This window comes from Companilactobacillus nodensis DSM 19682 = JCM 14932 = NBRC 107160, from assembly GCF_000615905.1.
GTDB lineage: Bacteria > Bacillota > Bacilli > Lactobacillales > Lactobacillaceae > Companilactobacillus > Companilactobacillus nodensis.
Map to the genome: position 1 here is coordinate 47,269 of NZ_BAMN01000012.1, position 14,497 is coordinate 61,765.

The window sequence follows — 14,497 nt, forward strand, 5'->3', positions numbered from 1 at the left end:
TCATTACTCCCCCTTTCCCCAAATATACGTGCATATACTATATGTCCATATTATCTCATGTTTGAGTCCTTTTATAAATATATTTTTACAACCGCTTACAAATATTCATAAAAAAAGAAGCCACACAATTGTGACTTCTTAATTACTATATACTATCGGTTAAATCCCATGTGATGGTACTTGAATAGCTCCCCTTAACTGAAGCGCTGTTCAAATCCAACAATATCCCGTCATCATCAGACCAGTTGCCACCAATGTTAGTTGTCTTACTATCCTTGGTATCCTGCTCTGTAATCCCCACAGGAGTACCATTGGCACCAACATTCAGTGCATGAACATCATTCTTGTCTTTGGGATCAACGTAGACCATTCCGCCATCTAGAACATCCGCATTGCCACCAGCTTCATTGTTACGAACGAAGTCAGTTGCGGAAGCTGATAGTTTCCAGGGACTATTCATACTTTCGACACTCAATTGCCAATCACCACTACGCTTCAAATATCCATCGATCTGTGGATCAACTGAATGTGACCCGAAGCTGTAGTTCTTATTTGTCGTTAACTTGACATAATTTTGAACCACATCGACATCATACTTGATTGTATTAGATTTTCTTAGATATGGATCGAGTACATAATACTCAGCTTCAAAATTCGTCTTACTTGTATCAAGCCCTGATGGAGTATTCAATCCCTTCGGAATCTTGTATTCTCCAGTGATATTAGAAGTATCATTAAAATCTGTAGAAATATTCATCCCTGCAAACAAATTATCCACTGTCCCATATGCTGTCATATATCTAGGACTATATTTATGATCTGGATCACTGTAATTCAGTGTTGAAGGTAATTTCAAATCTTGACCCTTTAAGGTTGTGATTTTATCTTGACCAGCATTAGAAATATTTATCTTCAGATCAGGTACGTTGACTTTGTAATTAACAGTCGACTTGTATCCGTGTCCCGTTGTGTCGGTTGGACTATCATATGATAAAGCGCTAAAAATAACTTTGTAATTATTCTCACCAACAGTTAAACCAGTCGTCGCATTTTGGTCAATAGCTCCCTGTTCTGAATATCCAACTGGTCTGAGTTTGAACGTATATTTGAGAACAGTTCTACTGTCATCAGTCCAATCATAACTTGCTTTACTACCATTCATCTCTGTACTTGCTTGAAGATTTCCTTTGCCATCAGTTAATTGACCAATCGAACCGATATTATCTATTCCGATTCTAGATCCATCACTGAATTTCAAAGTACCAGTGAAAGTTTGGATTCCATCATCGTCAACTGTACGGTTTTGATCATCAGGTGTGATTATTAGTTGCTTTGAAGTAACCGTAACGTTGTATGTTATTTCATTCGAACTGATAACATCATTACTCAAAGTTGATGATGCTTTAACCGTAATTTTGTGATCACCATCAGTCAATCCAGTAATTGGAATTGAGAACTTACCGGTATCCTTTGTCAAAGTATCCTGAGTTGTAACTGCTGGCTGACCATCAATCTTATATGTGTACCAAGTAGCTGATTTATCGACATCAGCCGTGCTAGTTCCGTATTTGATTGAACCATTCAAATCGATTTCTTTGGTCGTAGATGAGTATGATCCATCACCAGAAGTTTTAGCTAAGACCAAAGTGTCTGCTGGTTTAACAATGTCGAATGTTGGTATTTCTGTATCAGACTTGTAATTAGTCCCTTCGAACACAGCGTGACCTGCTGGAACTGTCAGACTTGCATCTGAAGTCAGTGGGTTAGCTATTGTGTTCAATTCAACTCTGGCTGTTTTCCAATTAGTATTTGAACCATCAGCAACACCCATATCTTCTAGATTGACGGAAACTGACTTGCCATCAGAAGAAATACTACTTGCATTGACTGCTACATCCTTAGTTGATTTACCATCTGCACTAGTGTAATAAATCGTCCCAATATTGCCACTATCGTTCTTGATAGTTAAGTTATCTGGGAGATCAATGGTTGAAACAAGACCCTTAGCGGGTTGTTTACCACTGTCATATTGCATCATATAGTTCAACCCGATATTATCACCAGGGTGAACTTTGGTAGTCTCACTCATTGCCTGTGCATCTTTATCCATAATTGAAGTGTCTGAACCAACTCTAGCGTGTGTATCTTCGTCTACAGCATAGGAATTAGTTTCAGCTTCAACTAAAGACGGCATTGTTTCAAAGACTACCGCACTAGTCGTATCTGTATCATCACCGGTTGAGCCAGTGAATCCATATCTCAACTGACCGTCTTTGACATCCCCAAATGCTGTAAGATCAATTGGAGCAGTGCCCTCCGCATAAGTATTAATTAGATGTTTTTTGATAATCTTACCGTTAATATTCTTATCATCATATTTGTAATGAATGCTTGCCGTATTAGGGTCAGCGGCAGTTGGTGGGGTATATTCAATTGACACGTGCTTCCAAGATTCACCTGCTGGCTTACTTGAATTATATGTGAAGTCAATATTATTACCGTTATAGCCCGAATCAGTTGAAAAATGGTGATTTAAAGCCATGACTGAAGTACCAGTTACATTTGTGGTTATGACATTCCCAAAAAAATCTTTTACATCGGTGGACTTAGGTGCAAGTGGACTGATTTGCTGATAGCTAGTTGATCTGGCAGGATAATTCCAAGCGATATGTGACCCAATTATAAAATTATTATCACCAGAATAGGGTAGCCAATCAAATGCATCTCCCGGCTTAGGAATCTGAGCCATTGTTGTCGGCTTATTTTGTGCATCATAGTGTATTTGATTACCGTCACTATCTTTTATACCAGTACCTTTATTGGCATAAGTATCAAATTCCAATGCCCAACTCTTTTGAATAGCTTGTTTCTGGATTGGTGTAGTACTATCACCCTTCAAAGGCTCATCATTATTCGTAACATGAGGACTACTATCAGAACCCCAGACACCTAACGATTCACCTTTATTAACTTTTCCATTCAAAGTAGAAATGGCATGGTCACTATCATTCTGTAAAACAAACGCCATACCATCGGCAGCCCCTTTCGGATCTGCATTTCTACCGAAGTACAACCACATTGACAGATTCTGTTTCTTATAAATATCAATATAGTTATCCCCTTTACTCCAAACCGCACTAGTTTGTCCTTTACCCTTAGTCAATAGAACAACATTTGGATTATTAGTATCACCTGAAGGACTAGATGTAGTTGCGGAATTAGTTTCTCCCGTACTGAATGTTTGTGGAATATTAAAATAAGTATTTAATGGCAATCCATATGGCGCTGCTTTTATAACATCACTATCTATAGATGACCATGCTTTAACATTTGTTTGATTAAAATTAAGTGAAGCTATCATTGCGATGGCAACGACAAATAGCGCTCCAATGAACGTTATTCTTTTCTTACTATTCACTTAGACTCCCCTGCCCTACTTTTGAATAAATATCACTACGTTATATATAATTATATATGAATATATTTATTCGAATAATTCGATTTAAATAATTTTTTCTTATTAAAATTGGATATACCGTACAAGAAAGAGACCAAATTAAAAAACACACCCTATTTAGATGTGTTTTTTTGAAATCTATAACGTATTAGAAAGCGTCCAACTTATCTTAGTACTATAAGTACCAGCTTCTGGTTCTCCCGTTAAGTTCAAGAGAATACCATCATTATCACTCCACTTACCAGCGATATCAACATTCTCAGAATCTACGTCTGGATCAGAAGCTATCGGTGTATCGCTATCCATTGAAAATGAATTATTATCTTTATCGACAAAAATCAGATTACCAGGCAGCGTCAAAATATTACCTGCTACATCTTTGGTCGTCATTGGTTCAGCAGAAGCTGTTAAATCCCAAGCTGATTGGACACTATCAACGCCTAGAGTCCACTTGCCATTACGTTTAACCACTTTTTTTTCAGCAGATTTGTTTACTGCATTGAACTTGTAATCAGTATTGCTTGTCAAAGTAGCTGACTTGGATACCCATTTTACATTAGCTTCTACTGTATTAGACTTACGTCCATATAAATCCTCTACATAATATGAAATAACGTGTTTTGGACCTATACCTGTTTCAGCACTATCATTCGGAATTCCAAGAATATTACCTATAACGCCTTGAAATAACTTGGTTGTAAATTCTGAAGTTGATTGTGAATCTACTGAATCCAAACAACTACTGTAATTAAAACCACCCTTCGGATTAACAATATGAATTAACATAGGCATACCGTTACTTCCAATAGAAGTAACATTAAACGATTTTTCATATTTCACAGTTAACGGTAGATTAAGTTCCCCATTGGATAATATAGTGAAATCTGTATTATCACTTGTCAATTCCAAATTATCTTCAGGTACATTAATTGTATATGTTGTCTTAACAGAATGACCTGCGGTATCAGTCAAAATAACATCAACTATATTTTTACCAATTCTAAGTCCAACTGGCATTTCTTTTCCATTAATACCATTTTGCATAGTATCTAACCACTTATCATACGAATAACTTGGAGATCTGGCATATCCAACTGGATTAATGTCAAAACTGAACTTTCTAATCTTGTCTCCACTTTGATATCCAGTATCATATGTAACCGTCTGTTGTTTTTGATCAAATGCAGTATTCTCAGAATGGATAAGATACTGAATATTTATTTGATCACCCTCTAATTCAGAACCATCAGTATGCTTGTATACTCCAGACAATGTAACTGGTAGGCCGTCTTCAACAGTTATATTACGTTTATCGGGAGTAACAGCCAATACTTTATCTCCCACACGTATCTCGTAATCAACAGTATTAGATACATTGCCATACTTATCAAGAACTCTTACATATATGTAGTGAACCCCATTACCTAATTCACTTGCATTATGCAGTATCGTAAATACACCAGGACTATCGGTATCACTCAACGAACCAACTTTTTCAAATCCATTATCATCATCAGGATTTGCATCAATTCTAGCATATGTCGTCATTTCACTATTCTTGAAGTCAGTCTTCGTATGCGAGTCATCATTGGTAAAGTATGTAACTAACCCCTTCAAAGTAAAGTCATCATTTGTAGTAACACTTTGCATATCACTATCATCAGTGGCTTCCAAATGAGGTTTGTATTCTGCATTACGAATCGTAAAGCTCGGTGTATCCATACTTCCCGAATACGAGCCACTAGAGACTGTCGCAGTTATCGCGTTAACTTTAGTATCTTTATCAACATCATTTGCTGTCATGTAATAAACTAACTTCAGATTATTAACATGGCCAGCCTGATTATCATCTGGGTTATTATTACCCAGATCCAAAACTACATCATATGTGAATGGAGGACTTCCAATATTTTTAAAAGGAAATTCTTCCGTTACACCTTCATAAGTTGTGTAATAAGCTGTACCTGGGTAAATACCTAATTTCCTACCTGATAAATTATCAGGTAGAGAAGATTTAATTGATGGTACTAACAAATCAGTAGTTCCACCATCATAACTAACATTATATTGATACTGAAGCTTGTCGCCTTCTTGAACCGTATCGCCATCAGTTATATATCGGCTCTGCGATTCATCATAGACTTGGGCTTTATTAGTGATCATCATGCTTTGAATCGTGACATTATAAGTTATCTCATTAGAACTGATAACATCATTGTTCAAGGTAGACGATGCTTTCACCGTGATTTTATGATCTCCTTCTGTCAATCCAGTAATTGGAATCGAGAACTTGTTTGCGTCTTGTGTCAAAGTATCTTGAGTTGTTACTGGTGCTTGATTATCAATCTTATACGTGTACCAAGTCGAAGTTTTATCAACATTAGCTGGGGTCGTATTGTATTTGATTGAACCATTCAAATCAATCTCTTTGGTAGTAGATGAATATGTTCCATCACCAGAAGTCTTAGCCAAGACTAATGTGTCTACAGGGGCAACAATATCAAACGTTGGAATCTCAGTATCAGACTTATAATTACTACCTTCAAACACGGCATGAGCAGGTGGGACCGTAAGAGTTTTACCTGAATCAGGTTTATTAGCAGTCGTGTTCAATTCAATTCTCGCTGTCTTCCAGTTATCCTTAGAACCATCAGCAACACCTAGATCTTCAATATTAACAGATACTGATTTTCCATCAGCAGCGAGACTACTTTCATTGATTGCTACTTCTTTGGTCTTCGACCCGATGGTATCAGAATAATAAACTGTACCAATATTTCCATCATCATTTTTGATGGTCAAATTATCAGGAACATCGACTGTCGCAACAACATCCTTGGAAGGCTGTTTACCACTATCGTAATACATCATGTAGTTCAAACCGATATTGTCGCCAGGATGAACCTTTTTAGTTTCACTCATTGACTGTGCTTCAGTATCCATAAGTGAAGTATCTGAGCCAACTCTAGCATGCGTATCTTTATCTACAGCGTATGAATTGGTATCAGCTTCAACTAGGGATGGCATGGTTTCGAAGATTACAGCACTAGTTGTTTCTGCATCAGAACCAGTTGAACCGGTAAATCCATACCTTAACTTACCACCTGGAACTTCGCCAAATGCTGATACTTCTACTGAAGCAGTTCCACGGGCCTGTGTATTATTTCGAGGATTCTGAATTATCTTTCCATAAGCGTCTTTATCGTTAAACTCATAATGTATGGTCGCATGTTTAGGATCAGCAACTGTTGGTGGTGTATATGTAATGGATAAGTGTTTCCAAGACTCAATTGGAGGTCTACCTGAATTATATGTGAAATCAACATTATTCCCGTTATCTCCAGAATCTGTACCAAAATTATGTTTCATAGCCATAACGGAAGTACCTGAATATATTGTGTTAGTTCCTATAAAGGGAATAGTTACGTCAGTTGCTTTAGGTCCGTCTGAACTAATTTGTTGATAAGTGTCTTTTCTTGCCGGATAATTCCATGCAATATGTGACCCACCTATAGGGTCTGTGCCATTTCTATATGGCAACCAATCGAACGCATCTCCTGCATTTGGAATTTGCATGGGACCATTAGTCATATCATATCCAGTGGGATTAGGTACTATTTGGTATCCATTATATGTTTTCCCAGTACCTTTATTAGAGTATGTATCAAGTTCCAAGGCCCAACTATTTTGAATCGCCTGGTTTTGAATTGGAGTTGTATTATCACCCTTTAATGGTGTGTCATCATTAGTAACAAGCTTGCTGCCATCAGAACCCCAAACACCTAATGATTCACCTCTGTTAACTTTACCATTTAAGGTGGATATAGCTTTAGTTCCATTTTTATCATTCTGTAAAACAAAGGCAAGCCCATCGGCGGCCCCCTTATAAGTCATATTTGCGCCAAAATACATCCACATTGACAATGTTTGTTTTTTATTCATATCAATGTAGTTATCACCATCACTCCAGACAGAACTAGTATTACTCTTACCATCTGTCAAAATAACGGCAGTAGACTTTTTAGGATCATCAGAGCCATATGTCTTAGCATTATTAGCCTCACCAGTGGTGAAATTTGTCGGAACATAAAAATAATCATCCAATGGAATTCCAAATGGCCTGTGATTTAAAACATCGTTATCAATTGTTGATCTAGCTTCGATATTATTCTGTGTACTATTAAATAAAGATATAATTGCAATAAATACGACAAATAACGCTCCGAGGAACGTTATTTTCTTTTTATGTTTCATTTCAAGTTCACCCCTGCCCTAACTTTTACGTAATACCTATCATATTATATTGATTATATATTAAAATATTTATGTAACCGATTCAATTTGAATAATTATTTATTATCTAAATTGATTATATCCCGTTTATGCAACCGTTTCCATAATTTGTTTAAACTTATTCACTAAAATAACCCAGATAACTGATTGTCAGCTATCTGGGTTATTATTTTTATATTTATATACTATTAGTTAAATTCCAATTGATAGTTCCACTATAAGTACCACCAGCAGATACACTATTCAGATCAAGTAGAATTCCATCAGCATCCGACCATTCATCATCAACATCTGTCGTTGCAGTGGTGCTGTTCTCTTTCGCATCGATCACGGCCGGATCACCATCTGCATTAATATTCATATTTTTGATGTTGTCATTATCATTAGGATCAATGAAGACGATATTTCCATCAAGTATTGCTGCTCCACCGCCATCTGTATTGGTACGAACCATATTACCTGCACTGGCAGTCAGTACCCACGGACTATTATAACTATAGACGCTAATGCCCCAATCGCCATCTCGACCAATTAATTCTCTAACACCTGGTGTTGGTTCACATTCTTTGAATTTATAACTGTCTGCCGTTGATAATTGTGTGTAATTCTTAATTCTTTTACCATTGAAACTTACTTTATTGGACTCTCGGTGGTACGGATCAGTGACATAATACTCGGCATCAAAGGTTTCCTTCGACTTGTCAATTCCCGTGAAAATACTCCAGAAAATTCCTTCATTCAACTCGTACTCACCTGTTAACCATTGTTCCTTATTAACTATCTGAAGGGATTGCGTAGATCCATCTACCGTAATCACCCGATGCATTTTAGATAAGTCGTAGCCATACGTAGGATTATCTTTGTAATTAATTTTAGCGGGCAAGAACAATTTTTGTCCACTTAACGCTGCTACATCTTCTTGACCAGAATTATTCAGAGTAATATCGATATCAGGGACATTGAGCGTGTAGTCGACACTTCCAGCATAAGGTTTGGTAGCAGTTCCATCTAAGGACTGTATTCTAAACCCAACTTTTAGATTATTTTCACCAACGGTTAATCCTTTCATAAGAGATCCAATCGGACCTACTGTGAAAGTATAGTGGATTTCAGTATGCTCCTCATTTGTATATTCATAGTCAAAACTACTATTACCCGACATAAAAGTCTGCCAATCTTGAACTTCACCAGTTCCATCAGTCAGCCTATATCCATTTGAACTGGAATTATTATCAAATCCGGTAATTTCTAGAGGTTCACTCAATTTGATTGTCCCAGACATAGTTTGCTTACCATTATCATTAACATTTATCGTTGACTTATCCGGGGTGACGATCAAACTTATATCAGTCACATTGATCGTATATTCTACCTTATTAGATGCAATCGTTTCTATACTGCCATCCGGTGCTTGATACTTGGTATCAACAACCTGAACAACAACCTTATTTTCACCTAATTTGAATCCATTTGATTCACTAGTAGTTATCGGAATTCTATATTGTCCAGCGGGGCTTTCAGTATCAACACCGAGCTTATTCTTAATACCATTTATCGTGTAATAGATATCCATATCATTATTAACGATAGTCTTGGCAGGATCAAACTCCATCTTACCTAGTAAGTAAATAAACCCACCATCTATCTGGGAATTAATGGTACCTTGATCGGTCGAGATCGTCAGTGTTGCTGAAGGTTCTACGATATCGAATTCATCGGTCTGCACATCAGCAATATAGTTCGGCCCTTCCAAAGCAAGATGAGAAATCGGAACTGTCAAATTGGCAGCTCCATCTGGAATTGCATTCGCTGTCGCATTCAGCTCGATCTTAACTGACGCCCAATCGGTCGTACTCTTATTATTAAGTGACAACAAATCATACGTTAACTTATTGTCAGAAATATTATTCGTCGTCAATGTAACTTCCTTGGTAGTACTACCATCGGCACTCGTGTACGTTGCAGTTCCAATAGTATCACTACCATCAGATCCAAAGGTTACATTCTCAGGTAAGTCGATTGTGGCATTAATACCGTCAGCTGATTGCTTACCACCTTGATAATTCAATAAATACTTAAATGTCAGATCATCGTTAGGATGAACTTTTTTTGTTGTCGGTAATTTGACATCATCGCCATCAAAGGCCGGTGTGGTAGCACCAATTCTTGAATTAGTTGTCTCATCCACAACATAAGCACTTGGTTCTGCTTGGACTAGGGCTGGAATCGATTCGAAAACGATAGCTTCAGTTGCGGGAGTATCCTCTCCCGCCGCACTAGTGAAGCCATAGCGAAGCTTGTTGCTGTCACCTAATTGAAATTCACTAGTATCCAGATCAATCGTGTTGCTATACGGTGTCTGACCTGTTTCATGAACAGAGTTAGGATTTTGAACACCAGTATCAACACGTTTTAGGTTAATACTGTATTTTAGTTTGGCCATTCCACCTTTTTGAGCAGGCGGTGTATATTCGATTTGTACATGGTGCCAAGCGTCAGTTGGAGCATTTAATCCTCCAAACCATATTTGTTCAGAATTCTTATGTCTCATTTGATACACATTGTGTTTTTGCGTGATAACAAGCCCCGTCTCAAAAGTCCGCGCAATATTATATGTTGTAGTTCTACCGGGATAATTCCAAGCCAGATGCGGCCATCCATTAGAAACAGAAGTATTCTCGATCAACTGGTATGTATCATAAGAATTACCTTGTTATGCTTTGTCGATATCACCTATTGAAGGAGAACCATTTCCACGTGTATCAAACTCCAATGCCCAGCTTTTTTGAATGGCAGTACTGGCCAAATCACTCAAGTCTTTTCTTTCGGGTTTATCTCCACCCCAAACACCCATCGACTGACCGCCAGCCATGCCATTATTGTCACCTGCGGCGATTGCATTGGGACCGGAATTTTGTAAAACAAAAGCAGTCCCCTGTGGATTACTATATGAATCACCAAAATATATCCAGAAAGAAAGTGTCTGCTTCTGGGTAACATCAAGATAGTTATCATTCTCATTATTACTCCAAAGAGAACTAACAGCATCCTTTGTATGAGTATCCGACATCTGTAGAATTGGATAAATACTTGGATCATTCCTATCTTGCTTAGCTATCGGCTTGAATCCAGTGTATTGACCACCGACAAATAAAGCATCGTCCTTGCCTAGATTCTTCAAGTCGATACCTGATGGAGCAACTGCCATAGCCTGATCGTCATTATAGTATGCCTTAACTGATTTAGCCGACACAAAGAACATCCCTATAACTAATGAAACTGAGAATACTAAGAGTGATATAATTCTTCTCTTCCCCAACATAACGTGTCCTCCTATATTGAGTTATGCCACATAACATATGTATAAACATATTATTGCATATGTCATATATATTCTTATTCCTATTATTGTAAAAACTTTTATTCTAAAATAAAAGTTTGTATTATTTGACATTTTGTATATAAATAAAAAAATCCTCATGCTTTCGCATGAAGATTTATTTTAAATTATATACTATTTGTTAAGTTCCAATTGATAGTTCCACTATAAGAACCGCCTACCAGCGCACCATTCAGATCAAGTAAAACACCATTTTCATCTGACCATGCACCACTAACATTCTTTGTTGTGGTGGAACTAGCAGTCTGTTCGTCAATTACAGCCGGATCACCATCTGAACCAATGTTCATATTCTTGATATTGGATTCATCCTTTGGATCAACAAAAACAACATCTCCATCAAGAACAATTGCTTCACCACCATCTTCAGTGGAACGAACCATATTACTTGAACTTGCCGTCAATACCCAGGGACTATTATAACTATAAACACTAATACCCCAGTCACCTTTTCTACCGACTAATTCTTTGATGTCCGGTGCAGCATTATGAGCTTCGAATTGATAACTATCAGCTGTAGTCAGCTTAGTATAATTTTTGATACGTTCGACATTGTAATGTACCGTATTAGATTCCCTAAGATAAGGATCAGTCACATAATATGAGGCTTCGAAGTTATCCTTCTTATAGTCAAAGCCACTAAAATCAAACAGATTAGTTTTTCCAATCAATTCAGTCTCACCACTAAGCCAATTTGACTTGCTTTCTAGCCTTATGGTTCTCTTCACCACATCCAAAGTTACAACCCTATCCATAGATGATAGGTCATATTGATAGTTAGGATTGTCTTTGTAATTAAGTTTTGCTGGCAAGAAAAAGTCTTGCCTGATAAGGCAGTTACATCTTCATTGCCAGAATTATCCAAGGTAATATCTATGTCTGGAACATTAATTTTATAAATTACATCCCCTTCATAAAATTTAACAGGGTTACTATCTTTAGATCCAATTCCAAATGTAAAATCCAGAGAATTTTCTCCTACAGTTAATCCTTTTGTCTTTCCAGAATGCATACCAATCGGATTTATCAAAAGTTTATATCTTATCTCAGTATGTTCATCATTTGTATATTCAAATTCAAAGTTTTCATTACCATCAATTACTTCTTCCCACGTTTGAATGGTCTTATTTCCATCAGTCAAACCATATCCTGTTCTCTTATTATCAAATGTACCTAATTCTGAATTATCACTTAATTTGATTGTCCCAGAAATAGTTTGCTTACCATTATCAGTAACTGTTCTAGTCTGTTCATCTGGAGTAATAATCAGACTAACGTCAGTAACATTTACCGTATATTCAAGTTTGTTCGAGGCTATAGTTTCAATACCACCACTACTTGTTTTGTATTTCGTGTCAACAACTTGAACTACAACTTTATTATCTCCAACTTTGAATCCATTTGCCTCACTAGTGGTAATTGGGATTGAGTACTGTCCATTAGGACTACCAGTATCAATGCCAGTACGATACTTCTTACCATTGACTGTATAATAAATATCCATATCATTATTGTTTATATCTTTCTTACTCTCAAAACTCATTGTACCTGCGAAGTTGACACTCTCATCGACTTTAGAGTCAAATTTACTTTGATCAGTAGCAATAGTCAAAGTATCAGATGGCTCTACAATCGTAAACTTGTCTGTCTCATCATCTGCAATGAAGTTAGCAGCAGTATAGTTAACATGTGAAACAGGCACGCTCAATGTTGATACGTCACTCGGAATTATATTGGCAGTCGCATAAAGTTCGATCTTTGCATACGTCAAATCTGAACCACCATCATTATTCAATGGTAGTAATTTATGATGCAACACATTATTTTCGTCAATATCTGATTTACTAATTGGTTCCTCAGTTGTTTTTGACCCATCAACACTTGTATAGATGACCTTACCTATGACATTACTATCATCTGTACTGCCGAATGTTACGTTTGATGGTAAATTGATTGTTGCATTAGCGTCTTTAAGAGATTGCTGTCCATCTTGGTATTGCAAAAGATACTTGAAAGTTAAATCATCATTGGGATGAACCTTCGAAGTTATTGATAATCCCTTATCATCTTCTTCGACAATATTAGGTGTATTACTGGCATTATTATCAATACGAGATTTTGTGGTTTCATCAATTGCATAAGCACTTATTTCAGCCTGTACGACTGCCGGAATTGATTCGAAAACAATCCAAGTTGTACCAGGATTAATAGTATATGCAATATTATCATATCTCTCTGAATATCCAGTTGAAGCGGTGAATCCAAACCTTAATTTGTTACTATCATTTAATTTGAACCTTTCAGTATGGAGATCACTTACAGTTTGATAAACTAACTCCTGACCAGGAACATTTGACCCAGCAGTATTTTTCTTACGTCCAGTGACATCCTTGGTATTGAAAGAGTATTTAAGAACGGCATCTCCACCTTTTACCGCTGGAGGAGTGTAATCAATCATGACATGATGCCATGAAGAAGCTGGTTTTACTAAACCTGATAAATCCAAATTTTCAATTCCATTATGTAGTAACTGATATGTCCCTGACTTAATCTGATTGTAGGCATTAGGATCATCTGGATAGTTCCAACCAGTATGCTGATCATTTATGGATCTTCCCCCAGTGCCATTTACATCTCCAAAGTAAGTGTCAAAAGCATTTCCACGTGGTGACTTAGCTCTACCATCAAGATCTTTGTAACCATTACGTTGCTCATCGAATTCTAAGGCCCAACTCTTTTGAATGGCGGTACTGGTCATGGTGGATAGACCTGCATTACTACTCGACAATTCACTTCCCCAGACACCAAGAGTTTCCCCACCGGAAATATTGGAACCATTCATGGCAATAGCATTTTCTCCACGGTCATCATTTTGCAGAACAAAGGCCATTCCATCAGCATGGGTGTAGGAGTCCCCAAAATAAACCCAAAAGGATAAATTTTGTTTTTGAGTTACATCAATATAATTAAGAGCATTATTACTCCAAACACTGGTTACAGCATTTTGAGTATCGTTATCTGTTAATTGCAACATAGATGGCGTTCCATTATTATCATCAACAATTTTTGGCTTAAAAGACCCACTATATGGACCATTGACAAATAAATCATCACTACTTAAGACATTAAGATCAAGACCAGTTGGTGCGACTTTTTTCGCATCATTGTCATAATAATATGCCTCAACTTTTGTAGTATTAATAGAAAACATCCCCAAGAACGCCAAAACTGAGAATACTAAGAGTGCTAAAATTCTTCTCTTCCACAACATAATATGCCCTCCTATATCGAGTTACGCCACAGATATGGCAAAAGTGTGTATTATCTTGTGTATATATTATTACATA

The 14,497-nt window shown here is 36.9% G+C and carries 6 protein-coding genes; all 6 read right to left on the minus strand.

Features of this window, described 5'->3' with window-relative positions; translation table 11 throughout:
* Positions 1–145 precede the first annotated feature (145 nt).
* Positions 146–3,418: a hypothetical protein gene (locus tag JCM14932_RS09285; protein ID WP_025024634.1), complete on the minus strand. Its 3,273-nt coding sequence runs from the start codon at positions 3,416–3,418 to the stop codon at positions 146–148.
* A 177-nt stretch (positions 3,419–3,595) separates the two neighbouring features.
* The gene (locus JCM14932_RS09290) at positions 3,596–7,711 is read right to left on the minus strand and encodes a hypothetical protein (protein ID WP_025024635.1); all 4,116 of its coding nucleotides are present in this window, start codon (positions 7,709–7,711) and stop codon (positions 3,596–3,598) included.
* Between the two features lie 217 nt (positions 7,712–7,928).
* Positions 7,929–10,301: a hypothetical protein gene (locus JCM14932_RS09295; protein ID WP_025024636.1), complete on the minus strand. Its 2,373-nt coding sequence runs from the start codon at positions 10,299–10,301 to the stop codon at positions 7,929–7,931.
* Positions 10,302–10,463: 162 nt separating this feature from the next.
* Positions 10,464–11,072 carry an L-type lectin family protein gene (locus tag JCM14932_RS09300; RefSeq protein ID WP_025024637.1) on the minus strand — a complete coding sequence of 203 codons (609 nt, stop codon included), beginning with the start codon at positions 11,070–11,072 and terminating at the stop codon, positions 10,464–10,466.
* 185 nt (positions 11,073–11,257) lie between these two features.
* Positions 11,258–11,821, minus strand: coding sequence for a hypothetical protein (locus JCM14932_RS09305; RefSeq protein WP_162149793.1), 564 nt, complete (start codon positions 11,819–11,821; stop codon positions 11,258–11,260).
* A 68-nt stretch (positions 11,822–11,889) separates the two neighbouring features.
* Positions 11,890–14,421 (minus strand): L-type lectin family protein, encoded by a 2,532-nt coding sequence (locus JCM14932_RS09310; RefSeq protein ID WP_025024639.1) that lies wholly within the window; start codon positions 14,419–14,421, stop codon positions 11,890–11,892.
* Positions 14,422–14,497 lie beyond the last annotated feature (76 nt).

Excerpts from the sequence above, each read along its gene's own strand:
- JCM14932_RS09290 (WP_025024635.1), bottom strand. The coding sequence starts at position 7,711 with ATGAAACATAAAAAGAAAATAACGTTCCTCGGAGCGTTATTTGTCGTA.
- JCM14932_RS09295 (WP_025024636.1), bottom strand. The coding sequence starts at position 10,301 with ATGAGACATAAGAATTCTGAACAAATATGGTTTGGAGGATTAAATGCT.
- JCM14932_RS09300 (WP_025024637.1), bottom strand. The coding sequence starts at position 11,072 with ATGTTGGGGAAGAGAAGAATTATATCACTCTTAGTATTCTCAGTTTCA.
- JCM14932_RS09310 (WP_025024639.1), bottom strand. The coding sequence starts at position 14,421 with ATGTTGTGGAAGAGAAGAATTTTAGCACTCTTAGTATTCTCAGTTTTG.